Here is a 19774-nt window from a genome sequence, read left to right on the forward strand (position 1 = left end):
CTTAAAGTATAACAAAATTCCATTTAAATGGTGAATGAAATATCGATTAAAAATTCCTTAATATTCCTTTTGTATCTTACGTCAAAAATGAGTCCAACTCAATAGCTGGACTCATTAAGGACTTCCTTCTTAATGACCAAACTGCGCTTCATGCAGTCTGCTGTATACGCCGCCCATTTGGATTAAGTCTTGGTGGCGGCCTTGTTCTTGGATGCCTTCCTCCGTCACGACGATGATACGGTCTGCGTGTTTAATCGTCGCAAGCCGGTGAGCGATGACAAGTGTTGTCCGGCCGGCAGCCAGTTCGCTCAGAGCATCCTGTATCGCTTTTTCTGTTTCTGTATCAAGTGCTGACGTCGCTTCATCTAAAATAAGAATGGAAGGATTTTTTAGGAACATCCGTGCAATCGACAAGCGCTGCTTTTGACCGCCTGACAGTTTGACGCCACGTTCGCCAATGACGGTATTTAACCCTTCTGGGAAACGCTGAACGAGTTCCTCTAAATGTGCACGTCGTACGGCCTCCCAAATCTCTGCATCACTCGCTTCTAGATTGCCGTACGCAATGTTTTCACGAATGGTGCCTGAGAATAAAAAGACATCCTGCTGCACAATGCCGATCTGCTGTCTTAAAGAAGACAAGGTCATGGATTTCGTGCTCACTCCATCAATCGTGATCTCACCTTCATCCACATCATAAAAACGAGGCAGCAAACTGCAAATGGTCGATTTTCCTGCTCCTGAAGGCCCTACAAATGCAACGGTTTCTCCTTGCTTGATCTTCAAATTGATATCCTTCAACACTTGACTGTGCTCATCGTAGCCAAACGTCACGTTTCGATATTCAATTTCACCTTGCAGTCCGAACACATCACGTGCTCCTTCTGTATCCTTCACATCCGGCTCTGTTTCAAGTAAATCGACATAGCTTTTAAAACCGGCAATTCCTTTTGGATACATTTCAATCACCGTGTTGATTTTATCTATCGGTCTAAATAAAACGTTTGTGATCAGAACAAAGGCGATAAATCCACCTGCACTCAATTGACCTTGCAGGACAAACCATGTACCTGCCAGAAGGACAAACAGCGTCACAAGCCGAGTTAAAATATAACTAATCGATCCATTGACCGACATGATTTTATAAGAAAGAAGCTTCGCTTTTCGAAAACGGTTGTTGTTTTCAGCAAAGCGTTTTTTCTCAAAATGTTCATTCGCAAAGGCTTGAACAAGACGGATGCCGCCGATGTTGTTTTCAACCCTTGCATGAAAGTCTCCAATATCATTGTTCAGCTGTGTAATGGCCTTTGTCATCTTCTTATTAAAATAAAGCGCAAGCCAGATGATGACAGGCATGATCAGGAAGGTTAAAATGGCAAGCTGCCAGTTAATCATCAGCATGACAGCAAAGGCGCCAAGAATCGTTATAATCGCAATAAACAAATCTTCAGGCCCATGATGCGCCACCTCTCCAATGTACATGAGGTCGTTGGTCATCCGTGACATGAGCTTACCCGTTTTGTTGTTATCAAAGAATTTAAATGACAGACGCTGAAAGTGATCAAATAGCTTCTTCCTCATATCTGTTTCAATATTGATGCCCAGCATGTGCCCCCAGTACGACACAATAAATTGCATCACCGAGCTGAGTGCATAAATGACAAAAAGAGCAAGTGCGGTCCAGCCAATGACCGTCCAGTTCCCTGACGGCAATAATGTATCAATGAAGTAGTTCACGATGAGCGGAAACCCTAGTTCCATTAATCCAACTGCGACAGCACAAAAGAAATCTAAAAAGAACAGACCTCGATAGGGCCTGTAATAGGCGAAAAAGCGTTTTAGCATATGTAAAAGAACCTCATTTCCTCTATAATTGATAATCATTTTCAATTATAGAGGAATCCTCATGAAAATACTAGATGAGGAAATGATTTCTTCCATTGGTAAGCCTCACAGCACACCTGAAAACAACCGGGCAAACGATTCCTTCAAACGCTCTTTTAAGCCTCTTTTATAAAAATGAACGGGTCCCATTTGCTCACATTCCTTCATATCTTCCTCATAATGGGTCATCAATTGCTCGATTGGCTTCTTCGCGGCTGTAAAGACATTGACCTCAAAATTGAGCTGAAAGCTTCTCATATCCACATTGGCGGTACCGACAGAGGCAAGTTCTCCATCTGCGATCATGACCTTTTGATGCATGAAGCCTTTTTGATAATGATACACCTTGATACCCTCTTTCAGAAGCTCAGCAAAATAGGAGCGTGTGGCGTATTGTGTGAGAAAGCCGTCATTTGTCTCCGGTACCATCACACGCACATCCACCCCTCTAGTGGCAGCGATTTTTAACGCTGTGCGGATCGACTCATTTGGCACAAAATACGGTGTAGCAATCCAGACAAATTGTTTCGCATTTGAAATGAGTGCATCATATAAATCACTCATACTTTCCTTCATATCAGGTCCAGTTGGTACAACCTGAATGACATCCTCTCCTGTCACAGGGTGCGGCGTATGATACTTCGGATCATCAATTAACACTTCATCTGATACATACTCCCAGTCCAGCATGAAAACGGAGTGCAGGGTTTGAACAGCTTCACCCTTTAACATCGCATGCGTATCACGCCAAAAGCCGATGCTTTCATCCCGCCCTACATATTCTTTCCCGACATTTAACCCGCCGACAAATCCCGTTTCCCCATCAATAATCACGATTTTCCGGTGATTTCGGAAATTGAATTTTTGATTAAAGAATCCATATTTTAAAGGCAGAAAGGGAGCGATGTTTACACCTGCCTGCTTTAATCGTTTAATATCTTTTCGGGAGAAGCGAATGCTGCCCGCCGCATCATAGATAAAGCGAACCTCTACCCCTTCTTTCACTTTTTCAATGAGAATGTCCATCATTTGGTGACCAAGGAAATCAGATTTAAACATGTAATATTCAATATGAATGAACGTTTTTGCCTTTTTCAACTCTTCAAAAATCCGCGGAAAGGTTTCCTCTCCATTCTTTAAAATGTCCATATCACTATTTGTATTCACATGCATTCCTGTCGCTTTTTCTGTGTAATGAAAAAAAGTACGCTGATTCTCGGTTAAACGTGTTTCATCCGGCTTGCTCTCAAGCTCTGATATTCTGCGTAATTTTTCACGGTTATACATTCTCTTCGATTTGAACAAATGACCTTTTACGTAAAGCTGCCCCGAGAATAAATAAAACATATAGCCAATGATCGGGAAAAAGATCAGCACATATATCCATAACAATGTGTGCTGTGATGTCCGATTCTCTAGCATCAGCGAGACGATACTAAATAAAATAATGGCGACATAAATCGCTGCGTAAAGCTGGATGCTCCATGCTGGCACCGGCCACCAATACACCACATATGCCCCGAATATCATGAAATATAAAAATAAAAATTCCAGTCTCCTCTTTTTCACATTCTCCGCCCTCATTCGTTTCTGTCTTTTTCTCTTCCATACCCTTTGCACAGCTTGTATGAAACGCACGGTCCACTGCTTTCTTCTAGCTTTTACAGACTGGAGCCATTTGATCCGATATAATGGAGAAATATGTGAAGGAAAGGAAGATTTGTTTATGCATACACCATCTCCTTTAAAAAAAGGCGACCATATTCGGGTCATCGCCCCAAGCCGAAGTGCTGGCATCTTATCAGAAGAAGGAATGTCTCAAGCCAAAAAACGTTTAGAGACTTTAGGGTTTACTGTCTCTTTTGGAAAACACGTGTTTGAATGTGATCTTCATTCCTCATCATCCATTGAACACCGCGTATCTGATCTACATGAGGCGTTCTCAAATGATGAAGTCGACGGCATTTTGACTGCAATCGGCGGTTTCAACTGCAATGAGCTTTTGCCTTATATTGATTACGACTTGATCCGTCAGCATCCCAAAGTCCTTTGCGGCTACAGTGATATCACAGCAATCGCCAACGCCATTACCACAAAATGTGATATGGTGACATACTCAGGCCCTCATTTCTCCAGCTTTCAAATGGAGCAGGGACAAGAGGAGCAGACAGTCATGTTTCAAGCCTGCGTGATGAGCGGCGAGCCATTTGATCTTACTCCTTCTACAAAATGGAGTGATGATGCGTGGTATCTTGACCAAGCGAACAGGCAGTTTCATCCGACGAAATGGGGAATATATCACGAAGGAACAGCTGAAGGCACCTTGTATGGCGGAAACCTTTGTACACTGAACTTACTGCAAGGGACCTCGTATATGCCGAAAGTAAAGGATACGATCTTATTTGTTGAGGATGATGACTTGGTGTTTCCTGAAATGTTTGCCAGAGACCTCACCTCCATCTTACAGCATGCAGGATCAATCAAAGGGCTGATCATCGGACGCTTTCAAAAGAAATCTCAGATGACAGAGGAACATTTGAGGTTCATCCTAGACAAGCATCCAATGCTCAAACACATCCCGGTGATCTATGATGTAGATATAGGACATACACAGCCTGTATTCACCTTACCGATTGGCGGAAACGCCCAGCTATCGTGCAAAGACGGAGACGTGAAGCTGCGCATTCATTCATAAATAAAGCCAAAAAAGCACCCGAAAACGAGGTGCTTTTTCCTATTCCATGATCTATTTCAACATTTTTTTAGAAAAAGTGATCCAAACCTTCATCCCCCTCGTTAAGTAGATGTCACAACGAAAAGAGAGGAGGCAAAAACATGTTTTCAGATGTTCTCAGCCAGCTATTCGATTCTATTTCTAACATTATTAATACGCTTGGTTAATCCAATTTTGCACACAGACTAAATGCTTTTTGGAAGGAGGTTACGCTCAATGTTCTCTGATGTACTTAACCAATTATTTGATTCTATTTCTAACATTATTAATACGCTTGGTTAATTTTCAAAACCCGCTTTCTTTAGAAGATAGCGGGTTTTTCATATAAAAAGCCCCGCTTCTAAAGTAGAGCGGGACTTTTATGCATTACATCTTTTCCGGTGCAGATACGCCAATTAGTTTGAATGCGTTGGCTAGCGTAATTTGTGTTGCTTTCATGAGTGATAGACGTGCTATCGTTTTTGTTTCGTTTTCTACATCAATGACCTTCTCTGCATTGTAGAAGCTGTGAAGGGCTGATGCAAGGTCATAAATATAGTTCGTCACACGGTGCGGAATACGTTTTTCAGCGGCTTCTGCTACGACTTCTGGGAAGCTGCCGATGATTTTCAAAAGATCGTATTCTTTTTCCGATTGGATATGAGAGAAGTCTGCTTTTTCAAGGTTCGGCTCATAGCCTTTTTCTTCCCCTTGACGCAGCATACTGCAAATTCTCGCATGCGCATATTGTGCATAATACACAGGGTTTTCGTTCGACGTAGAAATCGCTAAGTCTAGGTCAAAGTCCATATGTGTCGCCGCACTTCTCATCGCAAAGAAATAACGAGTGGCATCTAAGCCTACTTCTTCAATCAGATCACGCATTGTGACTGCTTTTCCTGTACGCTTACTCATCTTCATCTTTTCACCGTTTTTGTATAGGTGAACAAGCTGAATGATTTCTACTTCAAGCTTGTCCGCTGGATATCCAAGGGCTTGGATGGCCGCTTTCATTCGAGGGATATAGCCATGATGGTCTGCTCCCCAAATGTTAATGAGCTGATCAAAGCCTCTATCCAGTTTGTCCTTATGATATGCGATATCTGGAAGCAAGTACGTGAAGCTGCCGTCTTTTTTAATCAGTACACGGTCCTTGTCATCGCCAAAATCAGTTGAACGCAGCCATGTCGCGCCGTCTGCTTCAAAGATATAGCCTTTTTCACGAAGCGTTTCTAGCGCTGGTTCAATTTTGCCGTTTTCATATAAAGATGTTTCAGAATACCATACATCAAATGGGACACGGAAATTCTCCAGGTCTACACGTAATTTTTCTAATTCGTATTTTAATCCGTACTCACGGAAGAACTTCATGCGCTCTTCTTCTGGCTCGTGCACGAAACGGTCACCAAATTCATCAGCAAGCTTTTGACCAATGCCTTTGATGTCTTCTCCTCTGTAGCCGTCCTCTGGCATTTCTTTTTCAAGACCGAGCGCCTCAAAGTAACGTACTTCTACAGATAAAGCGAGGTTATTGATTTGATTCCCTGCATCGTTGATATAGTATTCACGGCTCACGTCGAACCCTGCTTTATCAAGGATGTTGCAAAGAGAATCACCTACAGCTGCTCCGCGGGCATGTCCAAGGTGAAGATCACCTGTTGGGTTTGCTGAAACGAATTCGACTTGTACCTTCTGGCCGCCGCCTGTATTCGTTTCGCCGTATGCCTCTTTTGCCTCAAGGACCGATGGGATGAGCTTTGTTAAATACTGATTGTTCATATAAAAGTTAATGAATCCTGGACCTGCGATATCCAGTTTTTCAATAGACGCTTTCCCTTTGTCAAACGCATTGACAATGTCTTCTGCGATTTGACGAGGTGCTTTTTTCGCAATGCGGGCAAGCTGCATCGCCATGTTGGTGGAGTAATCACCGTGCGTTTTCTCTTTTGGCTCTTCCAAAAGGACATCAGGCACCTGGCTTTCATCAGCAAGTCCTGCTTTGACGACTGCCGCAATGATTTCTTCTTTTAAAGCATCTTTGACCTGTTCTGCGATATTCATGAACGTAAATCCTCCTTATACGAAATCGATAATGTATGTAAATGCTTTTGATCTTCACCTGTGAGCATATCGTACGTAATGTGCAGCAGTCCCTTGTCCACATCGAGATCAATGCCATGTGTGTGAACATCGAGCTGAAGTGTACCGAATGGCATCGTGTAATGTGTGACGGTCGTTTCTCCAATGAGAAAGCGCTGCTTCATTTGAATGGCACCTGATCTCATGACAAAAATTTCTTTATCACTCATTTTCACAACGGTTTTTACTTGACCCATTTCATGTTCTTCATGGTAAGTGAGATACGTTTTGTCATTCTTCTCTTGGTACGTTCCAGTTGTCCGGAATTCGATCGTTTCAGCCGGTTCCGTCTCTGGTTTCATCACTGACTTTACATGAATTGAAATTTGGTTTTGTGTCATTTTGCACTTCCTTTGCTAAGACCCGTTTAACTAAAATAGTATACCATATTCACGATCGCCTATCATACCATCATTTCTCTTCTTCACTAGGATTAAACTTCGTTTTTGATCTTCTAAAATCACTTTAGCAAAAGAGAAAAATGAAATTGACCAAATATAACGAGTCCAGCCTTTAATCCCAAGTCTTTTCGATTTATTAAATAAAAAAGAGCTTGTATGCCTGAACTTGCCAAAAATGCCTGGAAAAAATCAAATGGAACGATATGTGCTTGCTTACATACCACCTGCATGAATAACGCAATGCAAGTGAGATAGAAAAATCCTCGATCCTGAAACAGACCAACCATCTCTTCCTTTGCCTCTTTTTTCGAAGCGAAAACTGGCGGCTCAGATGCGAGCTCTCGTTTCAATGTGAAAAAGCCTGCCGCTAACACACATACAGCGAGTAACACCATCAATATAGAAGAAACCATGAGCTGCCTCCTTTATTTTTTTCCCAATGTAAAAAAAGAGCTTGTCCACATGAGATGACAAGCTCCTCTATTAAAATGTTTATTTCACAAACCCAAGCAGCATTTCGCGTAAAAGCTTGCTCGCTGTATTCGCTGTTTGGTCAGAGTGATCATATACAGGTGCTACCTCGACAAGGTCTGCACCGACTACTTGGACATCAGAGCCTGCAATCGCATGAATGGATGCAAGCAGCTCTTTTGACGTAATGCCGCCAGCATCAACCGTTCCTGTACCAGGTGCATGTGCTGGGTCTAGTACATCAATGTCGATCGTGACATAAACTGGGCGTCCCTTCAGCCTTGGCAATACTTGCTTCAAGGGCTCCAGCACTTCAAATTTAGACATGTGCATGCCCGCTTCTTTTGCCCATTCAAACTCTTCTTTCATCCCAGAACGGATCCCGAAAGAGAACACATTTTCAGGTCCAATGAGTCCTGCTGCTTTACGAATGGGTGTGGAATGAGAGAGCGGCTCTCCCTCATATTCCTCACGAAGATCCGTATGTGCATCCATATGGATGATCGCCAAATCTGGATATTTTTTATGCATTGCACGGAAAACCGGCCAAGACACAAGATGCTCTCCGCCCATTCCTAATGGAAATTTGTCTTTTTCTAAAATGCTGTCGACATACTCTTCAATTAAATCTAAGCTTTTTTGTGCGTTCCCAAAAGGAAGTGGAATGTCACCAGCATCAAAGAATGGCACCTCGTGCAGCTCACGATCTAAATAAGGGCTGTATTCTTCTAAACCAATAGATACTTCACGAATACGGTTCGGACCAAAACGTGAGCCTGGGCGGTAACTGACTGTCCAATCCATCGGCATACCGTATAAAATGACTTTTGCATCTTCCCATGTCGGATGACTTCCAATAAATACTTTTCCTGAATAAGCCTCGTCGAATCTCATGCAAGATTCCTCCTTTTACGCTTCAAAAAATGCGCAAACCGTCATTTGCGCATTTCCATTTCGCATGATTTATTTCATTAAGTCGCTCACAAATTTCGGCAGAACGAATGCCGCTTTGTGCAATTCTTTTGTGTAATATTTTGTTTCAATATCAAAGAAGCGGCTGTCTTCCACAGCAAGTGGATCATATTTCTTAGAACCGATTGTAAATGTCCAAAGACCGCTTGGATACGTTGGGATATTCGCTGTGTAAAGCTTTGTGATCGGGAAAATTTCCTTTACATCACGCTGTACATTTGTAATCAACTCTGGTGTGAACCAAGGGTTGTCCGTTTGTGCAACGAAAATACCGTCTTCTTTGAGTGCTTTTGAAATTCCTGCGTAAAATCCTTTAGAGAACAGGTTCACAGCTGGCCCAACTGGCTCAGTTGAGTCCACCATGATGACGTCATACTCGTTGTCAGCTTCCGCAATGTGCATAAAGCCGTCTCCCACTTTGACATCCACACGAGGATCGTCTAGTTTCCCAGCAATGGAAGGAAGGAATTTCTTCGAGTATTCGATCACCTTGCCGTCAATATCAACAAGCGTAGCCTTTTTCACACTTGGGTGTTTGAGGATTTCACGAATCACACCGCCGTCTCCTCCGCCTACGACAAGAACATTTTCCGGGTTTGGATGAGTGAAAAGAGGAACATGTGCCACCATTTCGTGGTATACAAACTCATCTTTCTCAGATGTCATCACCATGCCGTCTAAAAACAGCATATTGCCAAACTCTTCTGTTTCCACCATTTCTAAATGCTGAAAGTCTGTTTGTTCTGTGTGAAGGGTTTTCTTCACCTTTAATGTAATGCCAAAATTCTTCGTTTGCTTCTCTGTATACCAAAGTTCGCTCATTGTCCATCTTCCTCTCATCCAATAATAAACAAACATCTATTGTTAGCGCCTTTTATCGGCTATGACTATATCGATTGTCCAAGAAAAAAGTATAGTGGATTCATATCAAATTGTAAAGAACCGCATGCGATATCTTCACCTTTCAAGGCACACTCATGCAATCACTTGTTTAAAACGGTTTTCTTTGTTCCATACTGATAAAAAACCGTCAAAATGGGGGCTTTGCATGGACACAATCATGAGTAATAAAAAAATCCGCATGACCGTGAAAACGATTCGAGCCTGCTTTTTTATTGGCTTGCTCGCCTTTCTATTTGCAGGCACTGTCTTTTTGACGATTCTTTTACTTGCAAAGTGGCAAGGTGCCCCTTCTGTTCAAGTTCCCCAATCCACGACCATTTATGCAGCAGATGGCTCAAAACTTGGAGAATCCAGCTTTGGAGAAAAGAGATATTGGGTCCCGTTAAAGGACATGTCCCCTCATATCAGACAGGCAGTTGTAGCTGTTGAGGATAAAACCTTTTATGAGCATCATGGCTTTGATATAAAACGGATGGCGGGAGCTGCGGTGGCCGATATTCGTGCGATGGCAAAGGTGCAAGGTGCCAGCACAATCACCCAGCAATATGCACGAAATCTTTATTTAGATCATGATAAAACGTGGAAGCGGAAGTGGAATGAAGCCTATTACACGATCCGCTTAGAGCAAAACTATACAAAAGATGAGATTTTAGAAGGATACTTGAACACCATTTATTATGGTCACGGAGCGTACGGTGTGGAGGCGGCGTCCCGCCTTTATTTCGGGAAAAAGGCGAAGGACTTGACCCTATCCGAATCTGCCCTGCTTGCTGGTATCCCAAAGGGACCTTCCCTCTATTCTCCTTATGTGAATGAGGAGAAAGCCGAGGCAAGAAAAGCCATGATTCTAAGTCAGATGCAAGAGGATGGCATGATTTCAAAAAAAGCAGCCGCTGATGCCGCAAAAGAAAAGCTGTCCTATCGTCCGCTGCAGCAGAAGCAGCTGCAAGCAAAGCAAGCCCCGTATTTTTATGATGATGTGATTAGAGAATTGAAACAAACCTTGGGGTTAACTGAGGAACAGATCGAAACCTATGGACTTCATATACAAACGACCTTACATCCAGAGTTACAAAAAATCGCTGAAAAGACGCTGAAAAAAACGATGAATTCTCATTCAGACATCCAAGTCGGCTTTACCGCCATCCATCCCCAAACAGGACATGTGCTTGCCCTCGTTGGGGGACGAGATTATGAGAAAAGCCCATTCAATCGAGTGACACAGGCCAAAAGACAGCCCGGTTCAACAATGAAACCCCTTCTCTATTACATTGCCTTGCAAAATGGTTTTACACCAGCAACTGTCATGCGCAGTGAGGAAACGGTTTTTGAGCTGGATGATCAAGGGAGCGGTGCTGCTTATTCACCAAGTAACTATCACGGCTATTACGCCAATGACGGCATTACGATGCTCCAAGCCCTGGCGCTGTCTGATAATATTTATGCCGTCAAAACCCATCTGTTTTTAGGCATGGAGCAGCTTGTACGTGCAGGTAAGACATTTGGTATCAACGAGAAACTAGATCAAGTGCCCTCACTTGCCCTAGGCACGTCTCCTGTCAAACCAATTGAAATGACCAATGCTTACGCTATGCTTGTCAATGGCGGCAAACGCGTCAAGCCAACCTTTATTACGAAAGTAACAGACGCAAAAGGCAACGTGCTCTTTGAGGAGAAACAAAAACGAGAGCAAGCCCTAGATGAAAAAGCAGCATTTGTTACCACCGACATGATGTCAGGGATGTTCAATGATCAACTAAATGGATATACAAGTGTCACTGGACGTACCATTATGAAGGAACTCACACGAACATATGGCGGAAAATCGGGGACGACAGGAGCAGACAGCTGGATGATCGGCTTCTCACCCCAGCTCGTCACAGGTGTGTGGACCGGCTATGATAAAGGGCGCACCATTGACTCGGTCGAAGAAACCGCCTATGCGAAAAAAATATGGGCCTCCTTTATGGAATCAGCCCTCATGCAGCAGCCAGCCTCCTCCTTTAAGCCGCCAGACGGCGTAAAAGGCGTGTATATCAATCCAAAAACCGGCGACCTTGCTGGTCCAGGATGTGAATCAAAGGTATTTACCTATTTTATAGAAGGAACTGAGCCGACAGGAGTCTGCTATGGTGCTGAGGAGAAATCCTCTGAGCAAGACCCAGTTCAGGATCAAAAGCCAAAGAAATGGTGGGAAAAGTGGCTGAAACGGTAAAGAAATCAAAAAAGACATGAAAAACCCCGAGATACACATCTCGGGATTCTCCATGTCCTAGCTTTAACACCAGTTTACTCAAAAAACGGCTGGAATTGGTGGCCCTCAGCCATTCTTCACAAAAAATTCACAATTACTCAGGGACAGCCAATCCTTCTTTTAATTCATCTGTGGATGCTTCCCATAATGCTTCATTATGACTCTTCAAAAAATCAGCAAGCACCTTTTTCGATACGTCATCCATATGATTGACGACAATTTTGCGCTTCATGGATTTATCCATAAAATTCACATGCTCTGGAAGTGACTTATATCCGCGGCGAATCGAACGGTCGACGGTCATTTCACAGGCCGTCACCCCTGCATAATAAGGTCCATCTTCTCTGCGGTCAATGGTCACCCATACGAGCCAATACGGCTTTCCGTTTGGTACCTCTTCTTTTGTTTTCAAAAATTTAATCCCTTTTTCTACTGCACTTCTTGCATGCATGGCACCAATATCAATGACAGCTTCCTTTTCCTCTACATCAATGATGACTGGCGAGATATTATCAAGACTGAGGGCGCCTGCCCCAAAACCTCCATGACCGTCAGTTGCATCTGTTTTTTTAATGATATTAAAACCAATCGGTTTCTTCTTTTTACCTTCCATTTGTTAGACCTCCTAAAGCAGCGGTTTCAAAATTAAATTAAACCAGTAAATAATTTGATCTCTCATACTGATCAACGGACCAAAAACAAACTGACCTAGCGGCGTAATGACCAATATGAGGAAAATGATAATCCCATATTGCTCAAATTGCGTCATCTTCGCGCGGATGCCAGGACTGACGACGTCCTCAATAATGCGATACCCGTCTAGAGGTGGGATCGGCAACAAGTTAAATAGGAACAAAATGACGTTCAAGTTAATAAAAATCTTGAAGAAATAATCGACCCCCGGCTCAAAGCGCATGATCCACTCTCCACCGAATTTCTGAAGAAGCACATACACAAAAAAGCCCAAAAACGCTAAGATCAAGTTGCTTAAAGGTCCAGCGATCGACACACAAATCCCTGCTAAACGCGGGTTCTTAAAATGGTACCGGTTTACCGGTACAGGTCTCGCCCAGCCAAACCCAGCCACAAAGATCAAGATCGTCCCGAATATATCGAGATGCTTTAGTGGATTTAGCGTGAGTCTCCCTTGATTTTTAGCTGTCGGGTCTCCAAAACGATACGCAACATATGCATGCGCCAGCTCGTGCATCGTGAATGCAACGACAAGCGTAATGGCGACATATGGAATAAGTTCTAATGGATAAACAAGAAATTGGTTCAAAGGCATGAATCCCTCTTTCTTTCTATACAATGATTTACTTCATTCAGTATACTATAAGAAGTCCCTTAAACTAAAGGGAAGCGTAGCACTAAAGGAAAAAGGAGGTTTTTGCATTGCCGATTGTCACCGTTCAAATGCTTGAAGGAAGAACAGACGAGCAGAAAAGAGCTCTTGTGGAGAAAGTCACTGATGCCGTTGTCGAAACAACAGGCGCAGGTGCAGAAAAAGTCTCTGTCATTATTGAAGAAATGAAAAAAGAACACTATGCCGTAGCAGGAAAGCGAATGAGCGACCTGTAAGCATAAAAAAGGACAAGCACATAAGGTGTTTGTCCTTTTGTCTCTTATCTTATCTGTACCACGCTTTATTACGGTTCACTTGACTTTTATGAGCCGCATCGAAGTAATCGACTGTGTAGGAATAATCATAATTCATTAAGCAGACAATTCCGCTGCCTTGAGGGTCATGCGGCAAGCCAAAGTTATGACCGTATTCATGCGTAGCGGCTTTTGCTGTATTCGCTGTTCCTTGGTCAAGGTTGACAGCGAATGCACTTCCGCTCGGTGCACGATTGTAAACATAAGCAATTCCGCCAGCATCAAAGTTTGGATTTGCTGTAAATCCTGTGACAAAGTCGTACCCTCTGCCATCAAAGCTGCGCTGAAGGTTTGATAGAATTTGCTCTGCATTTGATCCAGAAGACGTCCAAGATCCTACTGCTTGCACCACAAAGTCCACATCATGGTCGCGGTTAAATGTGACGTCCGCTTGCTCGATGATGCTGGCAATCCGCGTCTGCCAATCACTATATTTCGCGCGATACTGCGCATCAGCAACTGCATAGACTGTCACTTTCTGACTGCCTGTACTTGCTTTTGTTGAAATAGAATCTCCTGTATTGGCCTTAAAGGTTCTGGAGCCTACCTGCTTACCAGACTCATCTAATACCTTTGTTGTGACATCTCGTTCAATTGGAGGTGCTGTCATCAAATCTTTAAAATCATTTGCCTTTGGCAACCCCTCACTAATATGTGTTTCGAACGGCGCATGACCATGATCATGCCCATGACCTGCACTCGCTACTGGCGCTGAAGCTGAACTTACCCCCGGTAACAAACTACCTACCAATAAAAATGACAAAAAGACTGAACGCTTTTTCATCCCTATCCCTCCTTTGTTTTTTCACAAGGTTATATATTCACTGAAAATTCGATATTTTCCTTCTATTCAGTCAAAAACAGGGAATTAGATACACAGGAAGAAAGTCGAATCACGTCATATTCACTAATTTTTCGGATATTCCGGCACACATTTTATCGAAAAATAGCGCTTTGGTCTGGGTCTTCCAAAACAAAAAGAGCCCAAAAAGTCGGGCTCTTGTCAAATTAGTTCAGTTCGTTCAACTGATCGATATAAGCTAGGGCAGCCTCAAATTCTTCGTCCGTATAGCGCTGCTTGCTTTTAATGGTGAAGACCTTTTCCTTCACCTCATGTTGAGGCAGGTCATCAAAGTATAAAATCGTTGAGACGAGCTCAAGGAAACGAGACGATTGCTCGTTCATCTGCTTCGTCAGCACTTTGAGGTCAGGCATGTCCACTTCACACTGATCGAGAAACTCTTTCCCATTGTCCGTCAGCGAATAGCGATATTGATAGTATCCGCCCTTTTTTTCCTTCATTTCGTCCAAGAATCCAAGGTTGCACAGCTCTTCAATTCTGAGCGTCAACTCCTCTGAATAGGGGCCATAAAAATGAAAATCGTATTTCTCGTAAAAAGGCAAATCTAGCTTTTTTGCTATGTAAATCATTTTTTGCAGCTTTTTCCGTCCAACGATTTCCCCTGATTCAGAGAACACCTTCATCAACTTTGCATGCTCTTTCAACAAATTCCCGACATCTCCTTTTTCAGTACTTCCTTATCCCAATCCAAGCAGCTTCATGATCGCCTTCTTTTCTTCAGCTTTTTCCGACATATCTACAATTAAGTCCATCGGGAAATAAAGTTTATGATCGGTTCTTCGTTTACCGGAAATGGCGTCAACAATATCTGACTGTCTCGACAGTTCTTTAATATGACCACTTTGCGTTAAGAGGTGAATAGGCAGCCTCTCTTCTTCCTCCCCCGGTCTGTAGAAGTCATAGGGCAAGTCAGAGGAAGAGTCGACCACTAAATAATAGTCAGGATCAATGCCTGCCTCCTTGAACAAGGCGGTCAGCTTGAAATATTTCGTCATTTCTTCATTTGGATTAAACTCTGTATATTGGAACAATCGGCGGTTCATAAAACGGCGGCACAAATCAGCCAGCACATGATCTTCTTCGTCTTCCCACGCCTGAAAATAAAATAAGACAATGGATTCATCCAGCTTAATATAATCCTCTGTGGTGACATTCCCTTCAAAAATCGAATAAAAATGAACAGGGGCATGTGTAAACATATAGCCGGTTTCATGCAGCTCTTTGGCTCGATGGAGGATTTTCGTTAAAATGACTTCCGCACTGCGTGTCACTGGGTGGAAATAAACCTGCCAGTACATTTGATAGCGGCTCATAATATAATCCTCTACGGCATGCATCCCGCTCTGCTTCATCACAATCTGATCTTCTCTCGGACGCATCACTCGCAAAATACGCTCCATATCAAAGTGGCCATAGCTGACGCCTGTATAGTAGGCATCACGCTGCAAGTAGTCCATTCGGTCGGCATCAATTTGACTTGAGATCAAACTGACAACCTGTTTGTTTTGATAGGTTTTGGCAATGACTTCCGCCACATGCTTCGGGAAATCATCACTGACCCGGCGAAGCACTTCATTTACTTCCGTTTTCCCTAAAATAATATCTCTTGTAAACAATTCATGATCTAAGTGGAAGACCTTTTCAAAGGAATGAGAAAATGGACCATGACCGAGGTCATGAAGCAAGGCGGCACTGAGTACAAGCTCACGCTCCCCTTCATCCCATTCAGGTCGACCTTTAAACACATCATCGACAATTCGTCTCACAATCTCGTATACACCGAGTGAATGATTGAATCGGCTGTGTTCTGCACCATGAAACGTCAAGTAAGTGGTTCCTAGCTGTTTAATTCGTCGCAGGCGCTGAAATTCTCTAGTTCCTATTAAATCCCATATTAATGCGTCCCGTACGTGAATATACCGGTGCACAGGATCTTTAAATACCTTTTCTTCAGATAATTTCCCTTTTGGATACGCCATCGTTTCGTCCCTCTTTTTTAAGACGTGTTTCTATTATATCGGGTAACTTTTCCCGAAAACATCCTTGAATTTGCTGGTGAATGTGTTCTCAAAGATTACACGGACGTAAAAAGCCCGACCTGACAGGGACGGACCTCTTTTTTAGGTCGACTGAACACATTCAGTGACATTTATTTGACTTTTTTTTGAACCTTTTCGATTAACTCATCTTCTGTTGGTGCGGATAATGGGCGATTGTTCACAAACGCAAAAGCCTTTTTTCGTCCTGGACCACAATAGGATTGACAGCCAATCTCAATTTTTGCATCAGGGTCAACCGATTTGAGTCGAGGCAATAACGTCTTCAGGTTCGTCGCATCACAATCGTCACATACGCGAAACTCATTAGCCATGGTCTTACGCTTCCTTTCAATGATGAAACTTCATTCTATATGAAACAGTTGGACAACCAAGAGTGAATAATATACCACCCAACATTGTACATCGAAGCGGCTGGACTTGCAAGATGCATTGTAACCGCCGATACGTGTTCATATAAAAGCTAGTATTTTCCACTATCCTTTTAGCAAACTTGTATAAACCTTCTTCAACTTGGCTAATCTAATACCATCAAATCATATGGGGGTTTAAACACATGTCAAAACAAAGACAAGATGCTTGGTCAGAGGAAGATGATCTCCTTCTGGCAGAAACCGTCTTACGCCATGTCAGAGAGGGCAGCACACAGCTGAACGCGTTTGAAGAAGTAGGAGACAAACTGAACCGCACCTCAGCGGCATGCGGTTTTAGATGGAATGCTGTCGTGAGGCATCAATATGAAAAAGCCTTGGCACTTGCCAAAAAACAGCGAAAGCAACGAATGCGTGCACTCGGCAATGGCCAGCCTGCGAAAAAACGATTACTCTATCAGCCGCAAGTAGAAGAAACGATCATACAGGAGGAATTTTCTGAGGAGCTGGAACCAGCAAAGGAAGAAACGTTTGCACCAGCAGCTGAAACAGCTGAACAGCTTCAGTTTGTCGATAAAAGCTACAATGAAGAGTTAGCTAGTTTATCACATTTATTGTCACAGGCTTCCCACGGTGTCGAGAAAAAACCAGAAGCCAATCCGTTTAGGCAGCGTCAGGAATTAACCATCGAAGATATCATTGATTTCTTACGCCGCTATGAAGGCGATGGACAGCAATCCTCTGCCTTACGTATGGAAAACAGCCGGTTAAAACGAGAAAATAACGAACTATCACATAAAGTCTCGCAGCTAGAGGCTGAAGTGAAAAAGCTTGAAAAGGATCAGCTCACGATTCAAGAAGATTATGAAACACTCGTCAAAATCATGAACCGTGCAAGAAAACTAGTTTTGTTTGAAGATGACGACAATGCCGCACCAACCTTTAAAATGGACCGGAACGGCAACCTTGAAAAAATGGCAGAATAACAAAAAGTGCTCCCCACCTGCGGGAAGCACTTTTTTATATATCCAAAAATAGCATCACACTAAAAAGGACATTGATCAAAAACACGAACATAAAGATATACCTGACCTGTCTCACCTGAAAATCACCAAAAATAAAAATAAAAAGCCCTGCGATGCCAAGTGTCAATACAGGCTGAAGAAACGGCACGAAAAGCGAAATGCCGTAGCCGGCTCCTATGATGACAGGAAGCCATAGTAAATAGAGGTAACTGCCGTTTTTTGATTTCACCGGAATCCTCCCTTTCTTTTTACGAAAACACCTTCTCATTCCGCTCAATCATCCGCGTCATGTTTTTTTCAAATTCCAGCTGTTCTTCTGCGTTCAGTCCTGATGCTGTCAGTTGATCACTCAGCTTTTGAAGCTCTTCTAGTAAAAGACGCATGAGAAGCGTACAATCGATTGGTTCACCAATTAACTCTGATAAAGATGCCATCGTATCAGGCTGTATATCGGGAAACACTGCCTTCACTTCTTGTCGTTTATCCTTTAAGGCGGCGTTATAAAAACGACGGATCAAATCGGCACGCTCACGCCCGCTTCCATCTGCACACAAATAGATTTGCACAGCGACCCCTCCGCGTAATCTGCGCTGAGAAATGCCTGCAAATTTCTTTCCATTGATGCTTAAATCATAGCTGCCTGGACAGTAAGAGCCGACAATTTCATAGGCTTCAATCTCCGCCTCATACATTGCCAGCATCCGGCGGATCAATTCGACCATCGCATCATATCCTCGGTCAATATCAATGCCCTTCTTTTGTTCCGCAAAGATTAAAGACACATTCAGTACGCCTTCATCCAGCACAACAGCAAGACCGCCTGAATTGCGCACAATGACGCGATATCCCTCTTCCTCAAGAAGCTTTACACCATCTTGGAGAAATGGAAGCCTTGTATCCTGAATCCCAAGAACGATCGTATTGTGGTGCACCCAAGAACGTGCTGTGGCTGGTGAGAGTCCTTTCCCAACCGACGCACAAAGCGTATCGTCCATTGCAAAGGATTGCTTCGGGTCCACATAAAGACCAAGGCTCGATTGATCTATGATTCGCCATGTCGGCTGCGTCAGTAACTCAATAGGTTCATTTTTCATGTCCTGCATATCCTCTCGTTCATAAACTGTGTTTATTATAACATGGAGGGAGAATGAGAGAGAAAAAAGCTCTATGACAAGGAACGTCACAGAGCTTTTCAACTGGATGCTTTGGTTTTTTTGTTCTTCCTTTTCGCGATGAAATAAACAGCTGTAATTAAAATGACAGGAACCCCAACCACGAGGCATGCAGCGATCAATGTGTTCCACGGCAAATCGATCATCTCCTTAATAGACTAAACTTCTATGAAACAGCCCTCATTTACCCAGCTCAACAAGTCTTCAGCCACCAATTCCGCATGCTGAGGATCCATCACACCAGCATCGACGATCCACACTTTTTTCTCCTCTTCAGCCTGCCGCATGAGAAGTACTCGCCCGCCGCCATCGTCACCAATGGCTACATAGCCGCTGGCATAATGATGGACTTCCCACGTTGCATTGCGTTCCACTATGTCCTCAGTTCCGTATAAAAGCAGGTCGCCTTCAATGGAACATCCATTTGTCTGTTTTAGCAATGCTTTATATGCATGGGGCAGCACCATGTTTAGCTGGGATTCTGCCTTTTTGATGTGTATGTCACTTGCTGGTTTATTCACGTGAAGATTTGGGTTTTGAGGTAAATTGAGCATTTTAAGAGCCTCCTCTAGCAGTTGATTTTTTCATCACCCTTTTATACAAACGGAGGAGCATTTTTAAAAGAAAATAGTAAATGACCACATTGAGTATAAAACCCCACAATAGAAATTCAAAAGTATGATGTCCGTGCAGAACTAGCCAATCAATAGGGAAACCGCGATAATCAGCATCTGAGTAAGAAACTCCTCTAATCAAAGCTGTTCCTATAACAATAAGAATACTGATACTTAATAGCCAGTTGGATGTTTTTTTATTTTTGTTTTGTTTATGTTCCATAGGCATTCCTTTCTCTGTTTTACTGCCCAATACAAGACTTGATTCCAGTACTAC

At 43.1% G+C, this 19774-nt stretch carries 21 protein-coding genes; 4 read left to right on the forward strand and 17 right to left on the reverse strand.

Going from position 1 to position 19774, the window contains the following annotated elements; translation table 11 throughout:
- Positions 1 to 129: 129 nt before the first annotated feature.
- A complete protein-coding gene (locus ACYH0L_RS17230) occupies positions 130 to 1845 on the reverse strand; it encodes an ABC transporter ATP-binding protein (RefSeq protein WP_099726565.1) in 1716 nt (571 codons plus the stop codon).
- A gap of 105 nt (positions 1846 to 1950) precedes the next feature.
- Positions 1951 to 3453 (reverse strand): cardiolipin synthase, encoded by a 1503-nt coding sequence (cls, locus tag ACYH0L_RS17235; protein WP_230030602.1) that lies wholly within the window; start codon positions 3451 to 3453, stop codon positions 1951 to 1953.
- Between the two features lie 157 nt (positions 3454 to 3610).
- On the opposite strand from cls, the gene ACYH0L_RS17240 reads away from it, so the two are divergent.
- Entirely contained in the window at positions 3611 to 4579 is a 969-nt protein-coding gene (locus ACYH0L_RS17240; protein WP_482354181.1) for a S66 family peptidase, read from the forward strand.
- 405 nt (positions 4580 to 4984) lie between these two features.
- Here the strand turns inward: ACYH0L_RS17240 and argS are convergent, their stop codons facing one another.
- The 5 genes from argS to speE form a co-directional block, all read right to left on the reverse strand.
- Positions 4985 to 6658 (reverse strand): arginine--tRNA ligase, encoded by a 1674-nt coding sequence (argS, locus tag ACYH0L_RS17245; protein ID WP_099726535.1) that lies wholly within the window; start codon positions 6656 to 6658, stop codon positions 4985 to 4987.
- A complete protein-coding gene (locus tag ACYH0L_RS17250; RefSeq protein ID WP_099726536.1) occupies positions 6655 to 7077 on the reverse strand; it encodes a YwiB family protein in 423 nt (140 codons plus the stop codon). The genes argS and ACYH0L_RS17250 overlap by 4 nt, the downstream gene beginning before the upstream one ends.
- 119 nt (positions 7078 to 7196) lie before the next feature.
- Positions 7197 to 7550 carry a hypothetical protein gene (locus ACYH0L_RS17255; RefSeq protein ID WP_099726537.1) on the reverse strand — a complete coding sequence of 118 codons (354 nt, stop codon included), beginning with the start codon at positions 7548 to 7550 and terminating at the stop codon, positions 7197 to 7199.
- Between the two features lie 79 nt (positions 7551 to 7629).
- Positions 7630 to 8502, reverse strand: coding sequence for an agmatinase (gene speB / locus ACYH0L_RS17260; RefSeq protein WP_230030600.1), 873 nt, complete (start codon positions 8500 to 8502; stop codon positions 7630 to 7632).
- Between the two features lie 69 nt (positions 8503 to 8571).
- Entirely contained in the window at positions 8572 to 9402 is an 831-nt protein-coding gene (gene speE / locus ACYH0L_RS17265; protein ID WP_099726539.1) for a spermidine synthase, read from the reverse strand.
- Between the two features lie 226 nt (positions 9403 to 9628).
- On the opposite strand from speE, the gene ACYH0L_RS17270 reads away from it, so the two are divergent.
- Positions 9629 to 11698, forward strand: a complete 2070-nt coding sequence (locus ACYH0L_RS17270) for a transglycosylase domain-containing protein (RefSeq protein WP_230030599.1) — start codon at positions 9629 to 9631, stop codon at positions 11696 to 11698.
- 133 nt (positions 11699 to 11831) lie between these two features.
- On the opposite strand, the gene ACYH0L_RS17275 is transcribed toward ACYH0L_RS17270, so the two are convergent.
- Positions 11832 to 12350: a YwhD family protein gene (locus ACYH0L_RS17275; RefSeq protein ID WP_099726541.1), complete on the reverse strand. Its 519-nt coding sequence runs from the start codon at positions 12348 to 12350 to the stop codon at positions 11832 to 11834.
- A 12-nt stretch (positions 12351 to 12362) separates the two neighbouring features.
- On the reverse strand, positions 12363 to 13019 hold the full coding sequence (locus tag ACYH0L_RS17280; RefSeq protein WP_230030859.1) for a site-2 protease family protein: 657 nt from the start codon (positions 13017 to 13019) through the stop codon (positions 12363 to 12365).
- Positions 13020 to 13132: 113 nt separating this feature from the next.
- On the opposite strand from ACYH0L_RS17280, the gene ACYH0L_RS17285 reads away from it, so the two are divergent.
- A complete protein-coding gene (locus ACYH0L_RS17285) occupies positions 13133 to 13318 on the forward strand; it encodes a 2-hydroxymuconate tautomerase (RefSeq protein WP_003214939.1) in 186 nt (61 codons plus the stop codon).
- A 49-nt stretch (positions 13319 to 13367) separates the two neighbouring features.
- On the opposite strand, the gene ACYH0L_RS17290 is transcribed toward ACYH0L_RS17285, so the two are convergent.
- From ACYH0L_RS17290 to ACYH0L_RS17305, 4 genes are all read right to left on the reverse strand, one after another.
- A complete protein-coding gene (locus ACYH0L_RS17290) occupies positions 13368 to 14180 on the reverse strand; it encodes a zinc-dependent metalloprotease (RefSeq protein WP_099726543.1) in 813 nt (270 codons plus the stop codon).
- A gap of 224 nt (positions 14181 to 14404) precedes the next feature.
- Positions 14405 to 14905 (reverse strand): YwgA family protein, encoded by a 501-nt coding sequence (locus ACYH0L_RS17295; RefSeq protein ID WP_099726544.1) that lies wholly within the window; start codon positions 14903 to 14905, stop codon positions 14405 to 14407.
- Between the two features lie 30 nt (positions 14906 to 14935).
- Positions 14936 to 16237 carry an HD domain-containing protein gene (locus tag ACYH0L_RS17300; RefSeq protein WP_099726545.1) on the reverse strand — a complete coding sequence of 434 codons (1302 nt, stop codon included), beginning with the start codon at positions 16235 to 16237 and terminating at the stop codon, positions 14936 to 14938.
- Positions 16238 to 16407: 170 nt separating this feature from the next.
- Positions 16408 to 16629 carry a YuzB family protein gene (locus tag ACYH0L_RS17305; RefSeq protein WP_230030598.1) on the reverse strand — a complete coding sequence of 74 codons (222 nt, stop codon included), beginning with the start codon at positions 16627 to 16629 and terminating at the stop codon, positions 16408 to 16410.
- 242 nt (positions 16630 to 16871) lie between these two features.
- On the opposite strand from ACYH0L_RS17305, the gene ACYH0L_RS17310 reads away from it, so the two are divergent.
- Complete coding sequence (locus tag ACYH0L_RS17310; protein WP_099726547.1) at positions 16872 to 17672, forward strand: RsfA family transcriptional regulator; 801 nt, start codon at positions 16872 to 16874, stop codon at positions 17670 to 17672.
- Between the two features lie 34 nt (positions 17673 to 17706).
- On the opposite strand, the gene ACYH0L_RS17315 is transcribed toward ACYH0L_RS17310, so the two are convergent.
- From ACYH0L_RS17315 to ACYH0L_RS17330, 4 genes are all read right to left on the reverse strand, one after another.
- The gene (locus tag ACYH0L_RS17315) at positions 17707 to 17940 is read right to left on the reverse strand and encodes a DUF5970 family protein (RefSeq protein ID WP_099726548.1); all 234 of its coding nucleotides are present in this window, start codon (positions 17938 to 17940) and stop codon (positions 17707 to 17709) included.
- 19 nt (positions 17941 to 17959) lie between these two features.
- The gene (gene lipL / locus ACYH0L_RS17320; protein WP_249704820.1) at positions 17960 to 18805 is read right to left on the reverse strand and encodes an octanoyl-[GcvH]:protein N-octanoyltransferase; all 846 of its coding nucleotides are present in this window, start codon (positions 18803 to 18805) and stop codon (positions 17960 to 17962) included.
- A 236-nt stretch (positions 18806 to 19041) separates the two neighbouring features.
- Positions 19042 to 19437: an SMI1/KNR4 family protein gene (locus tag ACYH0L_RS17325; RefSeq protein ID WP_099726549.1), complete on the reverse strand. Its 396-nt coding sequence runs from the start codon at positions 19435 to 19437 to the stop codon at positions 19042 to 19044.
- A gap of 1 nt (position 19438) precedes the next feature.
- On the reverse strand, positions 19439 to 19720 hold the full coding sequence (locus ACYH0L_RS17330) for a hypothetical protein (RefSeq protein ID WP_099726550.1): 282 nt from the start codon (positions 19718 to 19720) through the stop codon (positions 19439 to 19441).
- Between the last annotated feature and the right edge of the window lie 54 nt (positions 19721 to 19774).

It is taken from the genome of Bacillus sp. MC1252 (assembly GCF_056838025.1).

What these genes read in the sequence shown, in the direction of transcription:
- ACYH0L_RS17300 (WP_099726545.1), bottom strand. Translation starts at nt 16,237, where the DNA reads ATGGCGTATCCAAAAGGGAAATTATCTGAAGAAAAGGTATTTAAAGAT.
- ACYH0L_RS17310 (WP_099726547.1), top strand. Translation starts at nt 16,872, where the DNA reads ATGTCAAAACAAAGACAAGATGCTTGGTCAGAGGAAGATGATCTCCTT.
- ACYH0L_RS17275 (WP_099726541.1), bottom strand. Translation starts at nt 12,350, where the DNA reads ATGGAAGGTAAAAAGAAGAAACCGATTGGTTTTAATATCATTAAAAAA.
- speB (WP_230030600.1), bottom strand. Translation starts at nt 8,502, where the DNA reads ATGAGATTCGACGAGGCTTATTCAGGAAAAGTATTTATTGGAAGTCAT.
- ACYH0L_RS17325 (WP_099726549.1), bottom strand. Translation starts at nt 19,437, where the DNA reads ATGCTCAATTTACCTCAAAACCCAAATCTTCACGTGAATAAACCAGCA.
- speE (WP_099726539.1), bottom strand. Translation starts at nt 9,402, where the DNA reads ATGAGCGAACTTTGGTATACAGAGAAGCAAACGAAGAATTTTGGCATT.
- ACYH0L_RS17290 (WP_099726543.1), bottom strand. Translation starts at nt 14,180, where the DNA reads ATGAAAAAGCGTTCAGTCTTTTTGTCATTTTTATTGGTAGGTAGTTTG.
- ACYH0L_RS17330 (WP_099726550.1), bottom strand. Translation starts at nt 19,720, where the DNA reads ATGGAACATAAACAAAACAAAAATAAAAAAACATCCAACTGGCTATTA.
- ACYH0L_RS17240 (WP_482354181.1), top strand. Translation starts at nt 3,611, where the DNA reads ATGCATACACCATCTCCTTTAAAAAAAGGCGACCATATTCGGGTCATC.
- argS (WP_099726535.1), bottom strand. Translation starts at nt 6,658, where the DNA reads ATGAATATCGCAGAACAGGTCAAAGATGCTTTAAAAGAAGAAATCATT.
- ACYH0L_RS17305 (WP_230030598.1), bottom strand. Translation starts at nt 16,629, where the DNA reads ATGGCTAATGAGTTTCGCGTATGTGACGATTGTGATGCGACGAACCTG.
- ACYH0L_RS17255 (WP_099726537.1), bottom strand. Translation starts at nt 7,550, where the DNA reads ATGGTTTCTTCTATATTGATGGTGTTACTCGCTGTATGTGTGTTAGCG.
- lipL (WP_249704820.1), bottom strand. Translation starts at nt 18,805, where the DNA reads ATGAAAAATGAACCTATTGAGTTACTGACGCAGCCGACATGGCGAATC.
- ACYH0L_RS17230 (WP_099726565.1), bottom strand. Translation starts at nt 1,845, where the DNA reads ATGCTAAAACGCTTTTTCGCCTATTACAGGCCCTATCGAGGTCTGTTC.
- ACYH0L_RS17270 (WP_230030599.1), top strand. Translation starts at nt 9,629, where the DNA reads ATGGACACAATCATGAGTAATAAAAAAATCCGCATGACCGTGAAAACG.
- ACYH0L_RS17250 (WP_099726536.1), bottom strand. Translation starts at nt 7,077, where the DNA reads ATGACACAAAACCAAATTTCAATTCATGTAAAGTCAGTGATGAAACCA.